The organism is Azospirillum terrae, assembly GCF_053470425.1.
The window spans coordinates 125,860-145,709 of sequence record NZ_JBPXMR010000008.1; the positions used below are offsets into that span (position 1 = coordinate 125,860).

At 65.5% G+C, this 19,850-nt stretch carries 26 protein-coding genes and 1 pseudogene; 13 read left to right on the forward strand and 14 right to left on the reverse strand.

Annotated elements, in window-relative coordinates; genetic code table 11:
- Positions 1-589: 589 nt before the first annotated feature.
- The 4 genes from ACSVDD_RS20375 to ACSVDD_RS20390 all read left to right on the forward strand — a co-directional run bounded on the left by ACSVDD_RS20375 (position 590) and on the right by ACSVDD_RS20390 (position 4,599).
- Positions 590-1,066 (forward strand): phasin family protein, encoded by a 477-nt coding sequence (locus ACSVDD_RS20375; RefSeq protein WP_448191221.1) that lies wholly within the window; start codon positions 590-592, stop codon positions 1,064-1,066.
- 321 nt (positions 1,067-1,387) lie between these two features.
- The gene (clpS, locus tag ACSVDD_RS20380) at positions 1,388-1,714 is read left to right on the forward strand and encodes an ATP-dependent Clp protease adapter ClpS (RefSeq protein ID WP_448191222.1); all 327 of its coding nucleotides are present in this window, start codon (positions 1,388-1,390) and stop codon (positions 1,712-1,714) included.
- Between the two features lie 8 nt (positions 1,715-1,722).
- Positions 1,723-4,038, forward strand: a complete 2,316-nt coding sequence (clpA, locus tag ACSVDD_RS20385) for an ATP-dependent Clp protease ATP-binding subunit ClpA (RefSeq protein ID WP_448191223.1) — start codon at positions 1,723-1,725, stop codon at positions 4,036-4,038.
- A 228-nt stretch (positions 4,039-4,266) separates the two neighbouring features.
- A complete protein-coding gene (locus ACSVDD_RS20390) occupies positions 4,267-4,599 on the forward strand; it encodes a hypothetical protein (protein WP_448191224.1) in 333 nt (110 codons plus the stop codon).
- A gap of 8 nt (positions 4,600-4,607) precedes the next feature.
- Here ACSVDD_RS20390 and ACSVDD_RS20395 read toward each other — a convergent pair whose 3' ends face one another.
- Entirely contained in the window at positions 4,608-4,919 is a 312-nt protein-coding gene (locus tag ACSVDD_RS20395; protein ID WP_448191225.1) for a hypothetical protein, read from the reverse strand.
- Between the two features lie 120 nt (positions 4,920-5,039).
- On the opposite strand from ACSVDD_RS20395, the gene ACSVDD_RS20400 reads away from it, so the two are divergent.
- Positions 5,040-6,152 (forward strand): CaiB/BaiF CoA transferase family protein, encoded by a 1,113-nt coding sequence (locus ACSVDD_RS20400; protein ID WP_448191226.1) that lies wholly within the window; start codon positions 5,040-5,042, stop codon positions 6,150-6,152.
- 3 nt (positions 6,153-6,155) lie between these two features.
- Here ACSVDD_RS20400 and ACSVDD_RS20405 read toward each other — a convergent pair whose 3' ends face one another.
- The 4 genes and pseudogenes from ACSVDD_RS20405 to ACSVDD_RS20420 all read right to left on the reverse strand — a co-directional run.
- The gene (locus ACSVDD_RS20405) at positions 6,156-7,460 is read right to left on the reverse strand and encodes a pentapeptide repeat-containing protein (RefSeq protein WP_448191227.1); all 1,305 of its coding nucleotides are present in this window, start codon (positions 7,458-7,460) and stop codon (positions 6,156-6,158) included.
- A gap of 164 nt (positions 7,461-7,624) precedes the next feature.
- The gene (locus tag ACSVDD_RS20410; RefSeq protein ID WP_448191228.1) at positions 7,625-8,785 is read right to left on the reverse strand and encodes a GNAT family N-acetyltransferase; all 1,161 of its coding nucleotides are present in this window, start codon (positions 8,783-8,785) and stop codon (positions 7,625-7,627) included.
- 235 nt (positions 8,786-9,020) lie between these two features.
- Positions 9,021-9,488, reverse strand: a complete 468-nt coding sequence (locus ACSVDD_RS20415) for a RidA family protein (protein WP_448191229.1) — start codon at positions 9,486-9,488, stop codon at positions 9,021-9,023.
- Between the two features lie 761 nt (positions 9,489-10,249).
- A pseudogene (locus tag ACSVDD_RS20420) lies at positions 10,250-10,393 on the reverse strand (helix-turn-helix domain-containing protein); the annotation flags it as partial.
- Between the two features lie 504 nt (positions 10,394-10,897).
- Between ACSVDD_RS20420 and ACSVDD_RS20425 the strand changes: the two are divergent.
- The 5 genes from ACSVDD_RS20425 to ACSVDD_RS20445 all read left to right on the forward strand — a co-directional run bounded on the left by ACSVDD_RS20425 (position 10,898) and on the right by ACSVDD_RS20445 (position 12,972).
- A complete protein-coding gene (locus ACSVDD_RS20425) occupies positions 10,898-11,362 on the forward strand; it encodes a hypothetical protein (protein WP_448191230.1) in 465 nt (154 codons plus the stop codon).
- Positions 11,355-11,699, forward strand: a complete 345-nt coding sequence (locus ACSVDD_RS20430) for a hypothetical protein (RefSeq protein ID WP_448191231.1) — start codon at positions 11,355-11,357, stop codon at positions 11,697-11,699. Before ACSVDD_RS20425 ends, ACSVDD_RS20430 begins: the two co-directional genes overlap by 8 nt.
- Positions 11,686-12,093 carry a hypothetical protein gene (locus ACSVDD_RS20435; RefSeq protein ID WP_448191232.1) on the forward strand — a complete coding sequence of 136 codons (408 nt, stop codon included), beginning with the start codon at positions 11,686-11,688 and terminating at the stop codon, positions 12,091-12,093. The genes ACSVDD_RS20430 and ACSVDD_RS20435 overlap by 14 nt, the downstream gene beginning before the upstream one ends.
- Positions 12,090-12,383: a hypothetical protein gene (locus tag ACSVDD_RS20440; RefSeq protein WP_448191233.1), complete on the forward strand. Its 294-nt coding sequence runs from the start codon at positions 12,090-12,092 to the stop codon at positions 12,381-12,383. The genes ACSVDD_RS20435 and ACSVDD_RS20440 overlap by 4 nt, the downstream gene beginning before the upstream one ends.
- Before the next feature lie 79 nt (positions 12,384-12,462).
- The gene (locus ACSVDD_RS20445) at positions 12,463-12,972 is read left to right on the forward strand and encodes a hypothetical protein (RefSeq protein WP_448191234.1); all 510 of its coding nucleotides are present in this window, start codon (positions 12,463-12,465) and stop codon (positions 12,970-12,972) included.
- Here ACSVDD_RS20445 and ACSVDD_RS20450 read toward each other — a convergent pair whose 3' ends face one another.
- Complete coding sequence (locus ACSVDD_RS20450; protein ID WP_448191235.1) at positions 12,973-13,311, reverse strand: hypothetical protein; 339 nt, start codon at positions 13,309-13,311, stop codon at positions 12,973-12,975.
- Between the two features lie 134 nt (positions 13,312-13,445).
- Here ACSVDD_RS20450 and ACSVDD_RS20455 point away from each other — a divergent pair, with 134 nt between their 5' ends.
- Positions 13,446-13,634, forward strand: a complete 189-nt coding sequence (locus tag ACSVDD_RS20455; protein ID WP_448191236.1) for a hypothetical protein — start codon at positions 13,446-13,448, stop codon at positions 13,632-13,634.
- On the opposite strand, the gene ACSVDD_RS20460 is transcribed toward ACSVDD_RS20455, so the two are convergent.
- Genes ACSVDD_RS20460 through ACSVDD_RS20490 form a run of 7 tightly spaced genes read right to left on the reverse strand, consistent with a single transcriptional unit; the run spans position 13,600 to position 16,699 of the window.
- Positions 13,600-14,424 (reverse strand): hypothetical protein, encoded by an 825-nt coding sequence (locus tag ACSVDD_RS20460; protein ID WP_448191237.1) that lies wholly within the window; start codon positions 14,422-14,424, stop codon positions 13,600-13,602. The genes ACSVDD_RS20455 and ACSVDD_RS20460 overlap by 35 nt on opposite strands.
- Entirely contained in the window at positions 14,424-15,011 is a 588-nt protein-coding gene (locus ACSVDD_RS20465; protein WP_448191238.1) for a nucleotidyl transferase family protein, read from the reverse strand. The genes ACSVDD_RS20460 and ACSVDD_RS20465 overlap by 1 nt, the downstream gene beginning before the upstream one ends.
- Entirely contained in the window at positions 15,008-15,259 is a 252-nt protein-coding gene (locus ACSVDD_RS20470; RefSeq protein WP_448191239.1) for a hypothetical protein, read from the reverse strand. Before ACSVDD_RS20470 ends, ACSVDD_RS20465 begins: the two co-directional genes overlap by 4 nt.
- Complete coding sequence (locus tag ACSVDD_RS20475) at positions 15,256-15,687, reverse strand: hypothetical protein (protein ID WP_448191240.1); 432 nt, start codon at positions 15,685-15,687, stop codon at positions 15,256-15,258. Before ACSVDD_RS20475 ends, ACSVDD_RS20470 begins: the two co-directional genes overlap by 4 nt.
- A complete protein-coding gene (locus ACSVDD_RS20480) occupies positions 15,684-16,067 on the reverse strand; it encodes a hypothetical protein (protein ID WP_448191241.1) in 384 nt (127 codons plus the stop codon). Before ACSVDD_RS20480 ends, ACSVDD_RS20475 begins: the two co-directional genes overlap by 4 nt.
- Positions 16,057-16,386, reverse strand: a complete 330-nt coding sequence (locus tag ACSVDD_RS20485) for a hypothetical protein (protein WP_448191242.1) — start codon at positions 16,384-16,386, stop codon at positions 16,057-16,059. Before ACSVDD_RS20485 ends, ACSVDD_RS20480 begins: the two co-directional genes overlap by 11 nt.
- Complete coding sequence (locus ACSVDD_RS20490) at positions 16,370-16,699, reverse strand: hypothetical protein (protein WP_448191243.1); 330 nt, start codon at positions 16,697-16,699, stop codon at positions 16,370-16,372. The genes ACSVDD_RS20485 and ACSVDD_RS20490 overlap by 17 nt, the downstream gene beginning before the upstream one ends.
- Before the next feature lie 852 nt (positions 16,700-17,551).
- Between ACSVDD_RS20490 and ACSVDD_RS20495 the strand changes: the two genes are divergently transcribed.
- Complete coding sequence (locus tag ACSVDD_RS20495; protein WP_448191244.1) at positions 17,552-18,589, forward strand: hypothetical protein; 1,038 nt, start codon at positions 17,552-17,554, stop codon at positions 18,587-18,589.
- Positions 18,528-18,920, forward strand: a complete 393-nt coding sequence (locus tag ACSVDD_RS20500; RefSeq protein WP_448191245.1) for a hypothetical protein — start codon at positions 18,528-18,530, stop codon at positions 18,918-18,920. The genes ACSVDD_RS20495 and ACSVDD_RS20500 overlap by 62 nt, the downstream gene beginning before the upstream one ends.
- Here the strand turns inward: ACSVDD_RS20500 and ACSVDD_RS20505 are convergent.
- Positions 18,917-19,789, reverse strand: a complete 873-nt coding sequence (locus tag ACSVDD_RS20505; protein WP_448191246.1) for an LAPAL motif-containing putative phage structural protein — start codon at positions 19,787-19,789, stop codon at positions 18,917-18,919. The genes ACSVDD_RS20500 and ACSVDD_RS20505 overlap by 4 nt on opposite strands.
- Positions 19,790-19,850: the final 61 nt, after the last annotated feature.

Sequence of the window (19,850 nt, forward strand, 5' to 3'; positions counted from 1 at the left end):
GCGGTTTCCATCCTGGTGAAGCACGGCCCGGTGGCCCCATGGACCGCCGGGCCGTCGCCATGCCTGGGGGCCATCCGTGGCTTGATCCGTTTTCTCGTTGGTCCGAACGCCCCAATCCGTCATGCCCGTGCTTGACACGGGCATCCACGGGGACTTCGGCAAGTGCGGCGCGTGGATGGCCGGGTCGAGCCCGGCCAGGACGGAATGGGGTAGGCCCGACACCAGATGAAACGCCATGAAACGCTATGAAACGCGATTCGATGGAGTGTTGCATCCATTCGGCGTCGGATGAGACGGAGTGAAACGCTATGAAACGCGAATCAGGCCAACGTCTCATTCGACCGCCGCGTGCGGACACGCCTCTCCAACGAAGACTTTGATCCTATAGCGAACAGCCACCGACAGCAAGTTCCGGGTTTTGTGCAGTGCACAAAAAATCCGTTGACAGGCCGGACGGATCGCCTATATTTCCACCATATGCTGCACCGCAGCAAAAGCTTGGAACCCCGGTTGGTTCAAGCTTTCTTCCCTTCCGCGATCCGGTTGCCTTGTGTGGGGTCGGCGCGCGGTCAGACACAAGGAAACGGACATGAACGACAAGATCGCCGCCGCTCAGAAGATCTTCCAGGACGTCGCCGGCCAGGCCAAGCAGAGCTTCGAGGGCTATGCCAAGACCCAGCAGGAGCAGATCCAGAAGGCCTCGGCCCAGCTGCTGAAGAGCTATGAAGAGCTGAACGCGCTGACCAAGAGCAACGTCGACGCCGTCGTCCAGTCGAGCACCATCGTCGCCAAGGGCGCCGAGCAGGCCGGCAAGCAGGTCGCCGCCTTCACCCAGGCCTCGCTCGAGCAGAGCGTCGCCACCGGCAAGGCCGTCCTCGCCGTCAAGTCGATCCGCGAGCTGGTCGAGCTCCAGAACAGCTACGTCAAGCAGAGCTTCGACGCCCTGGTCGCCGAAACCACCAAGCTCCAGGAGCTGTCGGTCAAGGTCGCCAACGAGGCGCTCGCCCCGCTGAACGCCCGCGTGAACCTCGCCGTCGAGAAGATCGCCAAGCCGCTGGCCGCGTAAACCGGCCCGCAGCCGCAAGGCTTCAGACGAAGGCCCGGAGGCACACGCCTCCGGGCCTTTTTCGTTTGCGGCCGCATTTTGTCACCGCCTCCGAGACCCTCCAGCGTTCATAGCTGTTTCACCAGCGAAACGGCGCCAGGACAGGTGGATGGCGGGATAGGCGGACCGTCTGGCATCTCTATTTGGGGGTAGCGGAGCATGGCCAATTCCGATGGAGTTTCTCCCAAATGGAGAGCATGCGCATTCGGCCCCTTCCCTCGGCGCCCGGAGTGCTCATATCATTCATGCGATGCGCATCGCTGAGATCACTTGCTAGAGGCCATGGCCGATTCCGACAAACATGGGGATGAGGGCACCGGGACGGGAGTGGTCATCAAGGCCAAGCCTAAGACCAAAAAGCCCTCGATGTACAAGGTCTTGATGCTGAACGACGATTACACTCCGATGGAGTTCGTCGTTCATGTGTTGGAACGCTTCTTCAACAAGTCGCGAGAGGAGGCGACGACGATCATGCTGCATGTGCACCGCCGTGGCGTGGGCGTGTGCGGCGTGTTCACGTACGAGGTCGCGGAGACCAAGGTGACGCAAGTCATGGACTTCGCACGTCAGCACCAGCACCCGCTGCAATGCACGCTTGAAAAGGATTAAATACGCACATGCTGTCGCGTAACCTCGAACAGACGCTGCACCGAGCCCTCGCCTATGCGAATGAGCGCCGGCACGAATACGCGACGCTCGAACATCTTCTTCTCGCATTGACCGAGGACTCCGACGCAATGGCGGTGCTCCGCGCGTGCGGCGTGGAGCTGGACCGTTTACGCACTGAACTCTCGGATTACCTCGACAACGAACTTGCGAACCTGATCACCAGCAGGCCCGATGATGCCAAGCCTACGGCTGGGTTCCAGCGGGTTCTGCAACGCGCAGCGATCCACGTTCAGTCGTCGGGTCGCGAGGAGGTGACGGGAGCAAACGTGCTCGTCGCCTTGTTCTCTGAACGCGAGAGCCACGCGGTCTACTTCCTGCAGGAGCAGGAGATGACCCGGTTCGATGCGGTGAACTACATCTCTCACGGTATCGCGAAGGCTCCGGGCCGCTCCGAAACCAAGCGGGTGTCCGGATCCGACGACGAGGCGGCGGCGGAGAAAGTCGTGAAGAAAGGCAGCGAGGCCCTAGAGGCCTATTGCGTCAATCTGAACAAGAAAGCGGCAAGCGGGAAGATCGACCCGCTGATCGGCCGGGAGCAGGAGGTCGAACGGACCATCCAGATCCTCTGTCGTCGCTCCAAGAACAACCCGCTCTATGTGGGTGACCCCGGTGTCGGCAAGACCGCCATCGCCGAGGGTCTGGCGCGCCGCATCGTGCACGGCGAGGTGCCGGAGGTGCTGAAAGGCTCCACCATCTTCTCGCTCGACATGGGCTCGCTGCTGGCGGGCACGCGGTATCGTGGCGACTTCGAAGAGCGCCTCAAGGCCGTGATCTCCGAACTGGAGCAGCAGGACAACGCGATCCTGTTCATCGACGAGATCCACACCGTGATCGGTGCCGGTGCGACCTCGGGCGGGGCCATGGACGCGTCCAACCTGCTGAAGCCGGCGCTCGCCTCGGGCACGCTGCGCTGCGTGGGCTCGACGACGTACAAGGAGTACCGCAACTACTTCGAGAAGGACCGCGCGCTGGTGCGGCGCTTCCAGAAGATCGATGTCAACGAGCCGACCATCGAGGACGCGATCAAGATCCTCCAGGGGATCAAGCCGTACTACGAAAAGCACCACCGCGTGCGCTACACCACCGACGCCATCCGCTCGGCGGTGGAGCTGTCGGCCAAGTACATCGGCGACCGCAAGCTGCCCGATAAGGCCATCGACATCATCGACGAGGTCGGTGCGGCGCAGATGCTGCTGCCGGAGAACAAGCGCAAGAAGACCATCCAGGTGAAGGACGTGGAGGCGGTGGTCGCCAAGATCGCCCGCATCCCGCCGAAGTCGGTCAGCCGCGACGACCGCGAGGTGCTCCAGAACCTGGAACGCGACCTGAAGACCATGGTCTTCGGCCAGGAGAAGGCCATCGACGCGCTGGTCTCGGCGATCAAGCTGGCCCGTGCCGGCCTGCGCGAGCCGGAGAAGCCCATCGGCAACTACCTGTTCACCGGCCCGACCGGTGTGGGCAAGACCGAGGTGGCCCGCCAGCTCTCGCACACGCTGGGCATCGAGCTGATCCGCTTTGACATGTCGGAGTATATGGAGCGGCACACCGTGTCGCGCCTGATCGGCGCCCCTCCGGGGTACGTCGGCTTCGACCAGGGCGGCCTGCTGACCGACTCCATCGACCAGCATCCGCACTGCGTGCTGCTGCTGGACGAAATCGAGAAGGCGCACCCGGATCTGTTCAACATCCTGTTGCAGATCATGGATCACGGCAAGCTGACGGACCACAACGGCAAGTCGGTCGACTTCCGCAACGTGATCCTGATCATGACCTCGAACGCCGGGGCGGCGGACATGGCGAAGCCGGCCATCGGTTTCGAACGTGAACGCCGGATCGGTGAGGACATGGAAGCGGTCGAGAAGCTGTTCACGCCGGAGTTCCGCAACCGTCTGGACTCGATCATCCCGTTCGCGGCGCTAAGCCAGGAGGTCATCTACCGCGTGGTGGACAAGTTCATCATGCAGTTGGAAGCGCAGTTGGAAGACCGCGGCGTGTCGATCGAGCTGACCGACGCGGCCCGCGAGTGGCTGGGCACGAAGGGCTACAGCGCCCTGTACGGCGCGCGTCCGCTGGGCCGCGTCATCCAGGAGCACATCAAGAAGCCGCTGGCCGAAGAGGTTCTGTTCGGCAAGCTGTCGAAGGGTGGTCTGGTGCGGGTCACGGTCCAGGACGACAAGCCGGCCTTCGAGTTCGTCGAGGGTCACCGTCCGAAGCGCCGGGCCGGCTCGGACGAGGACGAGATGGAGCACGTGCTGGCGGAGTGATCCGTTCACGCATCGTGGAGGCGACGAGGAGGGGAGCCGCTTGCGGCTCCCCTTTTCCTTTGAGGGTCTTACCCCTTTCGAAGGGGTAGCCGGCGGCGGCCGGCTCGCCACATGAGAAGGGTGACTCGCCACCCAAAATTGTCCCAGCCCGAAGCCCACTTGCCTGAACGCGGCGGCACCGCCGCGGTGCTAGATTGGCGTCGGCACTTGCAAAAAAGGGTTAGCGGAATGTTCGTCAAGGCTGCTGTTCGCGGGGTCGTCCTCGCCGTCGCAAGCGTCGCGCTGCCGCTGGCGCTCGCCGCTCCGGCCGCCGCCGACCCCGGCGGTCATGGCCGCGGCCACGCCTACGGCCATTACAAGAAACATCACCACGATGATTACGACGACGGCCCGGTCGTCTTCTACGGCGCGCCGCCGCCCGTCGTGGTGGTCCAGCCGCCGCCGCCGCGGGTCTACGTCGCCCCGCCGCCGCGCGTGGTCTATGCGCCGCCGCCGGTCGTGTACGCTCCGGTCATGCCCGCGCCGGGCGTGAGCGTGCAGATGAACATCCCGTTCCGCTGATTCCGGCTTTACGATCCGGTGCGAAGCGGCGTGTAGGACGGCGGGTCGCTGGCCGGGAAGGATTCGTCGGAGGCCTCGTCCACGTCGGTCCAGGGACGCCGGGTGTCGTCGCGCATGGCGCCCGGACCGGCGTTGCGCACCTGGGAATGGCAGTCCGGGTCGGTCGGTCCAACGGGCAGGCCGTCGCGGAAGGCCGGGGCGAGGCGCTGCGGCCGCGCGCTCCGGCGGTACTGGTTCCAGGCGGCGTAGGCCGCGGCGCCGGCCATCATGGCGGCGCCGCCCAGCACCCACCAGCGGCCCCGCTTGTTTCGCTCGGTCATGGCGGTCGCCCTCCCTTCACGCGATTCAGCATGGGTTCTGAACGCGCCGTGGCCGTCCAGGGTTTCACAACGGCGCGCAAGGGCGTTACAAGGGAGGACCAACCATTGGGGGTCCGTCCTATGCCGCTCGCCTTCCTCGCCGGTGTCCGCGTCGTCGATCTGGGGCAGTACCTGCCCGGACCGCACGCGGCGCAGATCCTCGCCGACCTCGGTGCCGAGGTGGTGAAGGTCGAGCCGCCGGAAGGCGATCCGCTGCGCCGGCTCGGCCCCGTGGACTCCGATGGCACCACCGCCGCCTACAAGCTGCTGAACGCCGGCAAGACCGTCGTGCGCCTCGACCTGAAGAGCGCCGAGGGCCGCGCCAGTTTCGAAGCGCTGATCGAGCGCGCCGACGCGCTGGTCGAGAGCTTCCGGCCGGGCGTGCTCAGCAAGCTCGGGCTGGCGCCGGAGCATCTGCGCCACCTCAACCCCGCCCTGGTGCACGCCAGCCTGTCCGGCTGGGGCTATGGCGGGCCGTACGCGCTGCGCGCCGGGCACGACCTCAACTACATGGCGATCGGCGGCGGGCTGGCCGGTTCGGGCATCGAGGAGCGGCCGATCTTCGCGTTTCCGCCGGTGGCCGACTTCGCCTCGGCGCAGCAGACGGCGCTGGCGGTCTGCGCGGCGCTGTACGGGCGCGAGCGCACCGGGAAAGGCGCGTTCCTCGATTTGTCGATCATGGAGACGGTGCTCGGCTGGCAGGGCCTCAACCTCACCGCCGCGGCGCGCGGGCAGCTGAAGCCGCGCGGGCAGGACCTGCTGTCGGGCGGGGCCGCCTTCTACGCCGTCTACCCCACGAAAGACGGCCGTTTCGCCACGCTGTCGGCCATCGAGCCCAAGTTCTGGCGCAGCTTCTGCGCCGCCGTCGAGCGGCCGGACTGGCTCGGACGCCAGGGCGAGCCGCTACCGCAGCGCGCGCTCATGGCCGAACTGGCCGAACTGTTCGCCGGCCGCACGCTGGCGGAGTGGCAGGCGGTGCTCGATCCGGCGGACTGCTGCTTCGAGGCGCTGCCGGACCTCGGCGAGATGGCGGCGCATCCGCACGTCGCCGCGCGCGGCCAAGTGGTGGCGCATGGCGGGCCCGAGCCGCTGGTGGAGACGCTGCTGGGCTTGCGCGTCGATGGCGGCCCGCCGCCGGCCCGCCGCCCGCTGGTGGACGCCGAGGCGGACGCGGTGCTGGCGGCGTGGCGCTGAGGGTCAGACCGCCACCAGCATGTCCGGCGCGCCTTCGGTCCCGGCGGACAGCGAGCCGCGGCGCAGCCCGAGGGTGACGGCGTGCGACAGGTCCACCTCGCCCTCGTCGCAGCCGCGCAGATCGGCGGAGGTGAGGTTGGCGCGGTCGAACACCGCGCCGGCGATGCGCGCCCCTTGCAGCCGGGCGCCGCGCAGGTCGGCGTTGGCGAACAGCGCGCGCGTCAGGTTGGCCGGCCAACTGCGGCCCGTGGGCTTGCCGTCCGGGGTGCGCAACTCGACCATGCCGAAATCCACGCCGGCCGCTTGCGCGCCGGTGAGGTCGGCGTCGGACAGGTTCGCGCCGGTGAGAATGGCCTGCTCCAACTGCGCGCCGCGCAGCGAGGCGCCGCCCAAATCGGCCAGCGCCAGATAGGCGTTCGCCAGCGTGGCGCCGTCCAGCGAGGTTTGGCGGAACAGGGCACCGCTGAGGTCGCAGGCGCTGAGGTCCACCCCGTGCAGATCGAGCCCGGACAGGTCGGCACGCTCGCCGCGGCGGCCGCCGGAGTTGATCCACAGCGTGTGCGGGTCGAGCTTGCCGCGCACGGAATCCGGCAGCTTGCCGCGGTCCTTCAGGTAGATGGCGCCGTTGAGATTGGCGCCGGTGATGTCGGCGCCGGACAGATCGACGTTGCGCAGCACGGCGTCGCGCAGGTCGGCGTTGCGCAGGCAGCAGCGGCTGAGGTTGGCGCCGTTGAGGATCGCCTGCTTCATCTTGGCGTTGCTGAAGTTCGCGTCGCTGAGGTCGGCGCCACTGAGGTTGGCCGAGAACAAGTTGGCGTTGGTGAAGTCGCCGCGCGTCATCGAGGACATCGACAGGTCGGCGTTGGACAGGTCGGCGTCCTTGAAGCGCACACCGTCGAGCGTGGCGTCCTTCAGGCTGGTGCGCTGCCCCACCCCGTCGCGGCGGTTGGCGGTGGCGAGCACCTGACCCGGCCGCAGGTCGGCGCCCTCGAAATCGGTCTGCCGCAGGTTGGCCTTGAAGAAGTTGGTGCCGCGCAGGTCGGCGCGCAGGAACGACGACCCGACCAGCGAGGCGCGGCTGAAATTGGCGCCGAACAGGTCGGTCATGGCGAAGCTCACCTCCTCCAGCCGGCTGTCGGAGAAGTCGCACTGGGTGAGGACGGCGTTCTTGAGGTCGAAGCCCTTGAGGTGCAGCGCCGACAGATCCATGCCCTTGGCCTGAAGGCGAATGCCGCCGGGCCGTAACTTCAAGTAGAGCAGATGATCACGAACACGCTTCAGGAAATTGAGCGTCTTCTCGTCGGTCATAGGTCGTTCCCTGTCGGTGCCGGGAGCTTCCCAACGCCGAAAGGTTACTCCAAAAGATTACGTATGCAATCGATTTTCTGGTTGGCGTTGGATGATCACCCAGAAACCAGGGCTGCAATTCTTGAACAATTCAAGAATTTACGGCGAAATGCGTCAACATCGGACTATTCCCCGTCCTTGCGATAGGGGGAGCACTCCTCCAGCATCAGCATTTCCTGTTCGACGGCACGGCGTTCCTGCTCGAGATGGGCGGACAGAACGCGTCGGAAGCCTTTGTCGGGAATCCAGTGGGCGCTGTAGGTCGGCACCGGCAGGTAGCCGCGCTGGATCTTGTGCTCGCCCTGGGCACCGGCCTCGACGCGGGTCAGGCCGTGCTCGATGGCGAAGTCGAGCGCCCGGTAGTAGCACGCCTCGAAATGCAGGAAGCGGTAGCGGCCGTCCGAGCCCCAGTTGCGCCCGTACAGCACGCCGCCGCCCATCAGGTTGAGGGCACCCGCGACCCACTCCCCGTGATCCTCGCACATCACCAGGACCACGGAGTCCGCCATGCCGGTGCCCAGCCGGTGGAAGAAGTCGCGCGTCAGGTAGCCGCCGCCCCACTTGCGGTCGGCGGTCTCCAGATAGAAGCGGTGGAAGGCGTCCCAATGCTCAGGCTTCAGGGCGTCGCCGGTCAGCGTGTGCAGGCGCACGCTGCTGTCGGCCACTTCGCGCCGCTCGCGTTTGACGGCCTTGCGCTTGCGGGCGTTGAGCGTGCCGAGGAAGTCGTCGAACGCGCCGTAACCGCGGTTCTCCCAGTGATACTGCATGCCCAGCCGTTGCAGCCACTTGGCCTCGCCCAGACGGCGGTATTCCGCCTCCAGCGGGAAGGTGACGTGCGCCGAGGACAGGCCCATGCGGCGCACCAGCTCCTCCAGCGCCTGGATCAGCGCCGGCAGCACCGCCGGCCCGGCGTCCGGGCGCAGCAGCAGGCGCGGCCCGGTCACCGGGGTGAACGGCACCGCCACCTGGAGCTTGGGGTAATAGCGCCCGCCGGCCCGCTCGTACGCGTTGGCCCAGGCGTGATCGAAGACGTACTCGCCGTACGAGTGGCCCTTGAAGTACGCAGGTACAGCGCCCTGTACGCGTCCCTGCGCGTCCAACGCCACGAGGTGCGCCGGCTGCCAGCCGGTGCGCGCGGTGGCCGAACCGGACTCTTCCAGCGCGGCCAGGAAGGCGTGGCGGACGAACGGGTTGCCGTCGGTGGCGCAGGCGTCCCACTCGGCTGCGGCGACCTCGCCGATGGCGTTCAGGACCTTGACGGTGATGGCATCGCTGCCGTCGGGCATGCCCCCTCCTTCTTTCCAGGCGACCCGGAGGGACCTAGGTATTGGCTTCGTGGGGGACAACAGGGTCTACGCGGATTTCACTGATTTGAGCACGGATTACACGGATGCTTTTTGATCGTGCGCAGCAACGGCTGACGGGCAGGCCGATGCGCGGCAAGCATAAGAAAAATCCGTGTAATCCGTGCCTAAATCCCCAAAATCCGTGTAAACCCTTTTGCCCGCAAGGATCCGAAACTCACGCCAGTTCGAACACCGCCTCCACCTCGACCGCCACGTTGAGCGGCAGCGACGGGGCGCCGACGGCGAAGCGGGCGTGGCGACCGGCGTCGCCGAACACCTCCACCATCAGCTCCGACGCGCCGTTGATGACCAGCGGATGGTCGTGGAAGTCCGGGCCGCAGGCGACGAAACCGCCCAGCTTCAAACAGCTGGCGACGCGGTCCAGGTCGCCGCCGCAGGCCGCCTTGACCTGGGCGATGATGTTCAGGCCGCACAGGCGGGCCGCCTGCTTGCCCTCCTCCACCGAGAAGTCCTGGCCGACCTTGCCGAGGAAACGGCGCTCGCCGTTCCACACCGTCACCTGACCGGAGACGTACAGGATCTTGCCCGCCTGCGTGGTCGGCACGTACGCCGCCACCGGCGCCGCCGGCTGCGGCAGCTCGATCCCCAATTCCTTAAGGCGCGCCTCGATGCGACCGGACATGGATAACCCTCCTCATGTTTCGTGTTTGTGGGTGACGATACCGTCAGCGCAGCGCGTCGTCGAGCAGCGCGCGGGCGTCGGCGGCGAGCCGGGCGCGCGGCCCGGCCAGCGTGTACATCATGTACAAGAGCATACCGCCTACCACGCTGATTTTCCTCGCGATTTTTTACTCTGTGACGGGCTGTGACGAAAGACAACCCATGGAAGTTCGCTACCGGGCCTACAGTAACTCCAAAGTACCCGTTGATCGAGGTTGCAACTGGGCATACTTTCCCGGCGAGTACCCCAGGGGTACCCGGATCTTTGACCTGTGAATCTAGCGTCGGTTCCCCCAGCCGTACCCGGCTGCCGTCCCGGTACACCGTACCCCCGAGGGCGATGACCTGGGCGATGTGGTCGATGACGCGGCGGTGGTCCTTCCAGGGCGGCAGGCGTCGCTTGAGGATCCGGTGGACGACCGCCCGCACCCGCTGCTGCTCGTCCGGCCCATCCATCGCGGCGTCGCGGTACACCTCACCGGCGGCCTCCCGCTGGGCCGGTGTTGGTTGGAGGTGATGGTTGGGGGTGTTAGGGCCAGCGGGTTTGACATCAGTTTTTACCGGCCGGGCATCAGATGCCAGCGGGCTGGCACGTTTCGGGACGACGGCGTCGTGCCCGATCAGGCGGTAGACCGAGGCACGGCCGGTCCGCTCGACGGCCAGGATGGCGGGCTTGACCGCCAGGATGCGGGAGACCGCCGCCGACACCCAGGCCCTGGATCGCTTCAGGCGTGCGGCCAGGGTGGCCTGGGACGGCCAACAGACCCCGCTCCGATTCGCGTACCCGGCCAAGGCCGACAGGACCGCGAACTCCGCGGCCCCGATCTCCGGGTGGGACAACCAATCCGAATGTACAATTCCGAACATCGCTCCTCCTTCAGGGGAGCGAGGACAAAACCCCTCCTGGGCCAATCCACATGGTGAATTGACCTGGGCGGTGGAGCGGAATAGCCTGGAGCCGCCAAGCAAGCGGCTATTCCGCGATCTGGGGTTTCCCGGCTGGACGCCAATCCAGCCGGGGGCCTCGCTCGATTCCTACATCGATACCTCCTTCGGCAAAGCCCCTCGGCTATGCCTAACCGCCGACGCTAGATGCACGCTGAGCCGCCGGTCAAGCGGCCTGACTCGCTTACTCCGCGTAGGCGAGGCGATTCCCGTTGGCACCCCCGAAAATTCGAGGCACAACCACTCCCACCGGGGAAGGTCAACATCCGGTACCAGCCAAGTACTCGTGCCAGCCTTGTGGTGACCACGCGAAGAAGTACAAAGTACTGCGTGGTGACCCCGCGAGTCTTCGTGCGGAATCAGGCACGCTTTCGTATGCCATTGTCTTACACCTATTGGTCGATTGCACAGAAAAACCCCTGTGGCATGATGGAAAAAGAAGAGCATGCCGGGGGAATTTCCATGCCAGAAAATCGCGTGTGCGTTGCCCGTGACGGTGATTTAACAAAGCGGCAAGAAGAATCACTTCGACACGCCGCAGAATGGGTACGCGATTCAACCACGACTCGCAATGAAAAGAACCGATTCGCCGGAGTATTACGGGATGTTGGCGAGTTCGAATTCGTGGTCTACCTGATCGGCCCACCGGTCCGAATACCGGTCCCGATCAACTGCCGACACGCCGACATGGTGACGTTCACCTTGATTGACGATCCCCTGCGATGCACGCCGTCGTCCGTGACCGTGGTGCTGGACGAACTCCAGTTCGCCGGGCGGCAACTCACCCCCACGATCTTCTTCTGGAACGGGGCCGCGTCCTCGGTGAAATTCCCGCAGCGGCTCGCCGACGCCGTCTCCCGGATCGAGGAGAAGGAGATGGCGGATGTCTGAGCCCCTCGCCCCGGACCAGATCGCGGTCCTGAACGCCGCCGCCAAGTCCTTGCAGCGGCGAGAGCACGCCCTCCTGGAAGAGAAATACAAGGAATACGCGGTCATGCTCGACCGCTACAGCCGGATTCTCCGGATGACCGACCCGGATCTTGCCGGCGAGGTCCTGTGGGATGTCACGACGGCCGGCGTCGCCTTCAACCTGTTGGCCTGCTACAAGTCGGACCTCCGACGACGCCATCTCGCCCCGGTGAACGAGTACGTGGCCCTGGTGCGGCTCCAGAAGCGGCTCCGCCAGATCGTGACCGGCGTAGAGGAGGTGGACGATGCCCAGGGGTGACTACCCGCACCTGCGGGCCTGCCACGAACTCGTGCGGGCCTCGCACGCCCCGGCTTTGGCCCCGGCGATCAACGACTCGCTCCGGCTCGCGATCAGGAACGTCCTGCTCACGCTCCCGGACGGCACGCACAAGTGCCAGTGCCGGACTGAATGGGCGATCTGGCCGGAGCCCGTCACCCTGGTGGTCAACCGGCACAACCCGGTCCGGATCGCCCTGGCGGTCCTGGTCGAGGAACTCCGGGAGGCCCACATCGAGTTCGATTGGGCCGCGTACGACCAGCCCCTGCCCTCCCTGTCCACCCCGATCCGGGGGCTGGTGGAGGGAGTGGAGAGGTTCACCGTGACGCTCCGGCCCAACGGCGAAGCCTACATGCAGATTCCGGGGGTAATTTGATCAAGCCGACGGCCGAGCAGTTCGACGTGCTGGTCAGGGCCGCGGAATGGTACGCGGCCCGCTCCGGCGAGCACGCCGCCAGGATCCAGGACCTCCTGTGGACCGGGCGGATCGTGGACTGCCTGTCGGACGAGGATGCCGGCTGGGCCGCCATCGGGGTGTTGGCCAGCTACGTGGTCTTGAGCGGGCGGGACGACGTGGAGGTCGCCCGCTCCCTCCTGCGGGAGTTCTTCCAGGTCCTGCGGCCGAGCCTAGGCTTGACCGGAAACCGGCAACGTGAGAACCTGTAGGGGATCGTTAAACCGCCGAGGGGCGGGCTACCGGGAGATCACCCGAGGTAGCCCGCCCCTTTGCTTTTTGGAGGTCAAAATGGCCCTTCGGAAAATCGACGACCGCCGTTTCCCGCTCAGCCTCGACGACAAGCGGGGCCTCGGCTTCCTGGTGCGGGACACCCAGCGGAAGGCGATGCCGGACGACGACGACGGCATCTACCGGGCTGAGATCGAGTGCGACGGCGAGCGGTACACCTTCAACCGGCAATTCTTGGCCGAGCGGTTTGGCGACGGCCGGTGGCAGATGTCGGTCGGCGTCACCCGGACCGGCCAGGACCAGGAGTTCATGCTCGTGGTGGTGCAGCAGGGCAGCACCTGCTTCGATGAACTCTGGGTGGACACCGGTGCCGACCTGGACCTCGTCCGGCGGCTCACCGATTGGTGGGCCAAGGCCGCCCAGGCCGAACTGGACCGCATTGCGGCAGAGAAGAAGGAAGTCCGGAGTCAGGCCGGCCGCACGGCGGCCGAGACCAGGAAGTTCCTGAAGGGCAAAACCATCGTGCAGCCCACGCCCGTGATCCGGTTCCCCCTGCAACCCTGGGAGTGATCACTTCGGCTGGGTGATCGCGGGCGGGGTCGGGTTGAAGCTGATGTCGATGTGGCTCCACCCGTAGGCCCCGGCGGCAGTGACCAGGGCGGCCAGCACGCCTGCGATCCAGCGGATCACCGCCTTCTTGGCGGCCCGCATCTCGGCCTCGAAATCCTCGCGGTACGTCTCGATGTCGGCGACGCGGGCTTCCAAGGCTTCGAACTGGTGCCGGGGAACAAGCTCGGCCCGGATCTCGGCCTTGAGGTCGGTCAAGAAAGTCTTGATGCCTGCCACCTCCGCCTCCAGTTTGGCCAGAGCGGCGACGATGTCGTACCGCTGGGATTCCGCGAAGTCCATGTTGCCCGCCTGCGTGCCTGTGTTCCGGTACTTAGCCGGGCTAGGCCGTTGATTTACTCGGGTTATCGCCCGGAATTTTGACACCGGGGAATCGGGCCAGTTAGCGTCTGGGCATCACCTTGATGGAGAGCCCGATGACCACCACCCGCCTGCTCACCCTGGCCGAGGCCGACCGCGTGCTGGTCGAGGTCCAGGCGACCTCGCCGACGATCCGGTTCGAGATCAAGACGGACCTCCAGAACCGCTTCCGGCCGGACCGGTACTACGTGGTCGGGTACCGGGACATCGTTACCACCACCCCTCGCGAGGAAGCGGCAGCTTGAGCCGGTCCTGGATGATCTCCCGGTAGGCCCGGAGGATGCGGTCCTGCTGGTCGGGCGACTTGGTCCTGGCGATCAGGTCGCTGACCAGTTCGTAGCTGCGTAGCTGGCTCGGGTGCGTGCCGGCACCGAACAGGAACTCGGCCGCGACGGTCGGGTTCTTGATCGACAAGTCGGCGAAGTCGAGCCGGGGGAACAACTCCCGGAACTCGGCCGGCGACAGGGCCTCCAGGGTCTTGGTCCAGCCCTCGCCCCGTTCCTTGGGGCGGGTCCCCTTCCGGACGGTCGAGATCCCCTCCTGATAGTCGAACCGGGGGCCGACCAGGGCTCGGATCTGACCGGAATCGAGGTCCACGTCCTCCCGCCGCATGGATTTGGCCACGGCACGGAGCAACTGGGACCGATACAGGCCCTTGTAATCCGATTCGCCCTCGGCCGGGCTGTGGTAGCTGAACTTCAGCCAGGGCAACTCGCCCACCATGAGGTCCACCTGGACCTTCTTAGAGCTTCCGGCCTGCGGTACGCGGGCCGAAACGACGTTGTGGGGCAGGATTCGCACGTTTTCGTCGCCCAGAGCCCGTTTTAGGGCCTCCAAGACCGTTTCACGGCTGAATTTGCCCGCCTGGAGGCCCAGATCGAGGTCTCCGGAGACGTTTTTCTTGCCCGTCGAGCCCAGATAGCCCTCCTGGAGGGTCGAAAACGGCACGTTGAGGTGCTCGCCGACGCTCGCGACGGTGTCATCGACGCGGTCGATGGAGATCGGGGACACATCGGGGAACGCGGCACCGCCCATCAGAACCTCCGGCGACGGCGAAACAGGGCTTCGATGCCCTGGTGGTTGGACTGCTCGGTCTGCGGGGTCACCACGTCGATCCCTGGTTCGGGCCGGGTGACCTCCGGGGTGTGGTACGCCGCCGCGATGATCTGCATCGCCGGCCACGCCGGCTCGGGGCAGCACTCCCGGAACTTCCTGTTGTCGAGCCGGCGTGCGGCGTCACGGGCCATGGAGGCCCGCACGCCATTGGGGAACCGGTGCTCGACGACCTCGACCTCCTGGTTCTTGTACCAGTGGCGGAAGTCGGACGAGCGGTCCGGGCCGCAGTGGTGAGCCACCACCTCGATGCCGGGATGGGCGAGCAGCCGCTTGACCGCGATGTAGGGGTTCCTGACCACCATGATCCGCACGCCAGTGTGGACCGGGAACACCGCCCGGAGGATCCGCTTCCGGGTCTCGACATCGAGCGGGCTCTTCTGGTTCCTGGCCTGCTCGGTCATGACCACGACCGGGATAGTGTTCGGGTCCTTGGCCATCTCCCGGATGATCTGGCAGTGCGTGCGGGTCGGGGGCTGGAGCCGGCCCAGGAAGATCCGGATCCTCACTGGTCCACCACGCTGTCGAAATCCTCCCGCAGGAGGGCGTCGAGTTCGGCGAAGTAGTTGTCCTGGGCCGCCGCCTTGAGGTCGGCGAAGTCCTCGGCCGGGTCGAGCCCCATGGTGTCGAGCCAGTCCAGGTACGGCCGGATGTCGCCCTCGTACTGGATCGTGCCGTCCGGGTGCCGGGTCAGGCAGCCGCCCTCCCAGGTCATCCGGTGCAGGCCGTTCTTGAAGCTGTACAGCATGTGGGTCATGGCTCGATCCTCTGGAGCGTCACGCCAAGCTGGGCCTCGACACGGGCACGGTCGGCCGGGTCCGGGCACCACAGGACGGCACGGGTGGCGGAGTTCTGAAGGGCGTAGTCGCCCTGGACGAGGTCCGGCAGGGCCTGGGCCTTGCGGGCGTAACCCTCGGGGACCCGGAACGACCACACGGTGGTGTCGAAGGGCTGGACGATGTCGAGCCAGGACTGCAACACCTTCAGGACCGGCCCGCCCTGGTCGGGAGCGTCGTCGAACTCGTCGTCCACCTCGACCTTCGGAGCCTTCGGGGTTTTGGCGGCCCGCTCGGCCTCGACCTCGGCGACGGTCCGGCGGGTCCGCGGCTGGGTGTCCTTCTGGCCGGGCTTGCGGCCCCGCTTCTGGGTGGTCTTGGGCTTGTACTCTACGATCTGGACCTTCATTCCGGCCGCTCCTGCTTTTCCAGCTTCTTCCGCTCGGCCAGACGGCGGTTCCGCTCCCGCTTCTTGGCCTTGTAGTCCTCAGTCTGGGAGTAGGCCCGCATGTACTCCCGCATGTAGGCCCTGACCTTCTCCCGGTTCTTCTCCCGGTACCGGCGGGCGTACTCGACCTCACGGGCCTGCCGCTCCTTCGGGGTCAGGACGGGCTCGCGGCTGAACGTCCAGGTCCCGGCCCGGATCATCCGCCGCTGCATGGCGTGCAGGGCGTTCGTGCACACCTTGCAAGCGGATTTCCGGCCGTTGGAGGCGTGTTTGTCCCGGTGGTACTCGGTCAGGGGCTTGGTCTCGCCGCAGTGCGAGCACGGCTTCAGTTCACTGGTCATCGGCTGTTGCCTTGAGCTTCTCGCGGTACCGGTGGAAGTGCTCGCACGCGGCCTCGGGGTTCTGCCGCCGGTACTCCCGGTGGTACTCGCGGTACCCGTCGGGATCCCGCTCCTGCCATGCCCGCTGCCAAGCCTGAGCCTGCTCCGACCGCTTCTGCTTCTCCGCCGGGGAGAGCCGGAGGTACCGGTGCCGGGCCTGGACGTTCTTGCAGTCCTTGCAGGCACTGGCCCGGCCGAACGGGCCTTTCTTGGACAGGGGGTAGTCGTCGAGGGGCTTGTCCACCCCGCACTTCGTGCACGTCTTACGGATGTCGTCCATGGTCAAGTCTAGCCCTGAGATCTCGCAAAATCTGCTGGGCAACAGCGTAGTGACCAGCGTCGCTCATGCCGAAATTTTTCTTGAACAGTTCGGCGTCTTCATCATCGAAAAACGTCGCCGACATCCAGGTGACTGGCTCGCCGCCGTCGTTCCGGGCGTGGACCTGGATCTGGTACTTGCCGAGCGGGTGGGTCCGGAGGAAGGCCAGGACCTCGTTGACGACCCAGTCCTCGTCGATCTCCAGGTGGAAGAACCGCGGCGGGGTCACCTCCTGGGGGTCGCGTTTTTCCTGTTTTGGATTTTTTTCGAGCATGGTACTTCTGCCGGTCATCGCACCGGCCCCTGTTGGTAGTTGTGGAGGGCGGCGGTTTTTACACGCGTGTCAAGAGGAAAAGACGACTATGGGTAGGAAAAGAAACACGCAACATTATTACCCTAGTCATGCATGTATGCATACCTGTCATGCTTCTATGCATGGCTCCGCCTGCCTGACGTGGTATTTAGCCCTTGACATGCAGAAACCGCAGGCACAACCGACGGGCGAACATGACCAATGGATGACCCAAGATCTAGTGGTCGTTCCGGGCTCGCAAATAATCAGGCGGATCACCGGATCCTCTGGAACCGTTGGCGTTCCTGGGTTTCATAACGGGCAATATGGAAAATGCCATCTGGACCCCACCACAAGATCTAGTGATCGGCACGCGTGACGGTTGATTCATGGATTGTTCTTCTGCCCGAGTCGCTCACCTATGACCGGCGTCCGGTTCGTGGGTCGTCGGTCAGATCGCTAGGAATTTGTACTACTCGGACTGGTCAGGCTTTGACTTGGGCTTTACTTCGACCTACACAGTAATGCCATAGCACTCGTGAGAACAAGCCGACGGACACCAAGTCGGCAGGCCGCGTCATGAAGAGAAAAAATCGGTGGATGATGTAAAAAAGTGCTTGACACAAGAGTTGGCACGATTTAAGCTCTGTCCCGCTTCTGCCCCATAGCACGCCCATGGTCACCCTCACGATCTCCGCATGGTGCAGAAGCGGTTCCTTGTACGGTTTGCTCAGGCGGCTCGCTGGTCCCCCAGCGGGCCGTTTCTGCATCCAGGTCCTGCGTGGTGACCCCAGTACCCCATAGCGATCCGGGCTCGCCTCGGTAAATACGGGCATGATCGCCCACGTCGAGCACCTCCGCCCCGACCTCCTGTCGGCCTTCCTGCACCGCTGGCCGTCCTTCGATGCCGTCCAGGAGAAGCTTGATGGCCTGCACCTCCGGGTCGGCCGGGATGCGGTCGGGTACCCATGGGCGTCGCGGATGCCCAAGGCTCGGGTCCAGTACCACCACCCAACCGAATGGCCGGCCCAACCGTGGACCCGGTGGTTCCGGCTGGCCCACGAAGCCCTGGTGACCTCCGGGTGGGTCGAGACCAACCTCGGCCCAGGCGAGCACTGCGACATCGAGATCCTGACGGGCGGCCGGACCAACGTCGTCGATTATGCCCCGGAGCCGCGTCTGGTCGTGCTGGATGCGGCCCACGCTGTCGTGCCGTGTCGTGTCGCCTCGGTCTCAGAGCCGATCCAGTGGACCCTGGACGGCCTGGGCGACGTGGTGCTGCCCGACCTCCCCGCTGGCGTGCGGATTGCCCTGGAGAGCTTGGACGCGGTGCTGTCCGGCCAGCGGGAGATCATGGGCCAGACCTTCACCGTGGCCGAGATCCTGGGCCAGGATCTCCGCCGCCGACCAGACTCGTTCACGGTCGGGGAATGGGCTGACGCTCGCAGTGACTTCCGGTTCGAACGGGACCTCGCTGGCCTCGACCTCGCCCCGCTCGTCCACGACATCGTGGCTGGTCTCCGGCCGGTGCTGACCGGGATCAGGTCCCAGTACGGTGCCGATCACATCGAGGGCCTGGTGGTCCGAAATTGCGGTTCGCTGGTCAAGCTGGTGGACCCGACCTTCCGGCTCGTGAACCCGTACCTCCACTACGTCCAGAAGCTCTTCGCCGAGCAGGACCTGGGCGAGCGGCACCGCCGCTGGTTCGCCCGCACCCTTTCCAATCGCGTGGCCCAAGTCCGGCATGGAGGCGTGCTGCGTCTCGCCCAGTACGGGGACCTCGAACTCAACCGCATTGCAGGAGAACACGATGGCCAATCTGGTCAAGAAGGACAACAAGACCTCGCAGGGGACCTTCCTGGCGTTTGCTGAGATCTCGCAGTACGTGAACTACTGGGCTGACCGGGAGGGGCTGGAACTCCGGAACATCCGGCCGGGCGATCCCGGCATCGGGCACAAGTCCAGCCCGTCCAAGAACGAAATGCAGATGGGCGGCGTCAAGTTCGACCTGTTCGTCGATGGCCGGCCCGTGACCGAGCGGACCGTGGCGGCCCTGTGCTGCTCGGCCTCGCTCCGGGACGGTCAGGCGTTCAGCATGTCCCAGGCCCGGCAGGTCGTCACCGACTACCTCTGGGAGCGGTCGCGGCGGGAATGGGAACTGGCTCAGGCCGGCGTCATCGTCATCGACGCCGAGACCCGCTAAAACAAGCTCCCCTGCTTCTTCTGGTTCCAGCGGTGGTCGAGCACTTCCTCAATCACGTACTCGGCCTTGAGCTTCGTCCCGACCTTCTTCTGCGTCGTCCTGAGCCGCACGAAGAGGGTGTCGCCCTTCCCGAACCGCACCTCGCCGGCATCGACGCGGCTCAGGAACTCGCGGTCCTCGATCACGGCGGAGAAGGTGTTCCGGCCGTCGTAAAACTTCCACTGGGTCTTGCCGACCAGCACCGCGGTGGCGATGGTCAGGTACACCTCGTTCGTGTTCTCGGCCACCACGTTGCCGGCGTCGATGGGGACGAAGGACGGGGCCTCCTCCCGGTTCACGTTGGCGATCTCGGTCTCGTCGGCCAGGATCTTCAGGAGGTCGGCGGCTCCGCCTGCCAAGGGGCGTCGGACGAACTTCTGGAGGTCACGCCCGGCCTCCGGGGACAGGACCAGATTGACGGTCATCTGGCCCACGTGGTTGATCGTGCCGTTGTTGCTCTCGACGATCATGCTGCCGTTGTCCGCCGTCTTGATCGAGGTCGGCGGCTTGCCCCCGAGGCTCTTCATCAGCTTGATCGACTCAGCGATCAGCTTCAGGAGGTCCTGGGGTGACAACCCGGTGGACGCCAGCAGGGCGGCTCCTTCGCCGGCGAACTTGATCAAGAACGGGATGTCCAGGCTGCCGTGCTTGACACCCCGGACCATGGCCCGGACCTCGGCTCCCTCGCCGTACAAGGCTTCGACGGCCCGGCGGGTGAAATCAGTGAAACCCCGGATGGCCTCGGCGGCTTCGAGGGCGTTCATCTCGCCCTCGCCCGCTTGGAACCCGCCGTCGTACTTGAGCGTGATCGCCTGCTCTTGCTGTTCCACGTCCTTCCCCCTTCGACTGCGACCCAACCTTGCCACTTTCGAAAGAGGTATGAAAGATGGT

What these genes read in the sequence shown, in the direction of transcription:
- ACSVDD_RS20375 (WP_448191221.1), top strand. Translation starts at nt 590, where the DNA reads ATGAACGACAAGATCGCCGCCGCTCAGAAGATCTTCCAGGACGTCGCC.
- clpS (WP_448191222.1), top strand. Translation starts at nt 1,388, where the DNA reads ATGGCCGATTCCGACAAACATGGGGATGAGGGCACCGGGACGGGAGTG.
- clpA (WP_448191223.1), top strand. Translation starts at nt 1,723, where the DNA reads ATGCTGTCGCGTAACCTCGAACAGACGCTGCACCGAGCCCTCGCCTAT.
- ACSVDD_RS20390 (WP_448191224.1), top strand. Translation starts at nt 4,267, where the DNA reads ATGTTCGTCAAGGCTGCTGTTCGCGGGGTCGTCCTCGCCGTCGCAAGC.
- ACSVDD_RS20395 (WP_448191225.1), bottom strand. Translation starts at nt 4,919, where the DNA reads ATGACCGAGCGAAACAAGCGGGGCCGCTGGTGGGTGCTGGGCGGCGCC.
- ACSVDD_RS20400 (WP_448191226.1), top strand. Translation starts at nt 5,040, where the DNA reads ATGCCGCTCGCCTTCCTCGCCGGTGTCCGCGTCGTCGATCTGGGGCAG.
- ACSVDD_RS20405 (WP_448191227.1), bottom strand. Translation starts at nt 7,460, where the DNA reads ATGACCGACGAGAAGACGCTCAATTTCCTGAAGCGTGTTCGTGATCAT.
- ACSVDD_RS20410 (WP_448191228.1), bottom strand. Translation starts at nt 8,785, where the DNA reads ATGCCCGACGGCAGCGATGCCATCACCGTCAAGGTCCTGAACGCCATC.
- ACSVDD_RS20415 (WP_448191229.1), bottom strand. Translation starts at nt 9,488, where the DNA reads ATGTCCGGTCGCATCGAGGCGCGCCTTAAGGAATTGGGGATCGAGCTG.
- ACSVDD_RS20425 (WP_448191230.1), top strand. Translation starts at nt 10,898, where the DNA reads ATGATGGAAAAAGAAGAGCATGCCGGGGGAATTTCCATGCCAGAAAAT.
- ACSVDD_RS20430 (WP_448191231.1), top strand. Translation starts at nt 11,355, where the DNA reads ATGTCTGAGCCCCTCGCCCCGGACCAGATCGCGGTCCTGAACGCCGCC.
- ACSVDD_RS20435 (WP_448191232.1), top strand. Translation starts at nt 11,686, where the DNA reads ATGCCCAGGGGTGACTACCCGCACCTGCGGGCCTGCCACGAACTCGTG.
- ACSVDD_RS20445 (WP_448191234.1), top strand. Translation starts at nt 12,463, where the DNA reads ATGGCCCTTCGGAAAATCGACGACCGCCGTTTCCCGCTCAGCCTCGAC.
- ACSVDD_RS20450 (WP_448191235.1), bottom strand. Translation starts at nt 13,311, where the DNA reads ATGGACTTCGCGGAATCCCAGCGGTACGACATCGTCGCCGCTCTGGCC.
- ACSVDD_RS20455 (WP_448191236.1), top strand. Translation starts at nt 13,446, where the DNA reads ATGACCACCACCCGCCTGCTCACCCTGGCCGAGGCCGACCGCGTGCTG.
- ACSVDD_RS20460 (WP_448191237.1), bottom strand. Translation starts at nt 14,424, where the DNA reads ATGGGCGGTGCCGCGTTCCCCGATGTGTCCCCGATCTCCATCGACCGC.
- ACSVDD_RS20470 (WP_448191239.1), bottom strand. Translation starts at nt 15,259, where the DNA reads ATGACCCACATGCTGTACAGCTTCAAGAACGGCCTGCACCGGATGACC.
- ACSVDD_RS20475 (WP_448191240.1), bottom strand. Translation starts at nt 15,687, where the DNA reads ATGAAGGTCCAGATCGTAGAGTACAAGCCCAAGACCACCCAGAAGCGG.
- ACSVDD_RS20480 (WP_448191241.1), bottom strand. Translation starts at nt 16,067, where the DNA reads ATGACCAGTGAACTGAAGCCGTGCTCGCACTGCGGCGAGACCAAGCCC.
- ACSVDD_RS20485 (WP_448191242.1), bottom strand. Translation starts at nt 16,386, where the DNA reads ATGGACGACATCCGTAAGACGTGCACGAAGTGCGGGGTGGACAAGCCC.
- ACSVDD_RS20490 (WP_448191243.1), bottom strand. Translation starts at nt 16,699, where the DNA reads ATGCTCGAAAAAAATCCAAAACAGGAAAAACGCGACCCCCAGGAGGTG.
- ACSVDD_RS20495 (WP_448191244.1), top strand. Translation starts at nt 17,552, where the DNA reads ATGATCGCCCACGTCGAGCACCTCCGCCCCGACCTCCTGTCGGCCTTC.
- ACSVDD_RS20500 (WP_448191245.1), top strand. Translation starts at nt 18,528, where the DNA reads ATGGCCAATCTGGTCAAGAAGGACAACAAGACCTCGCAGGGGACCTTC.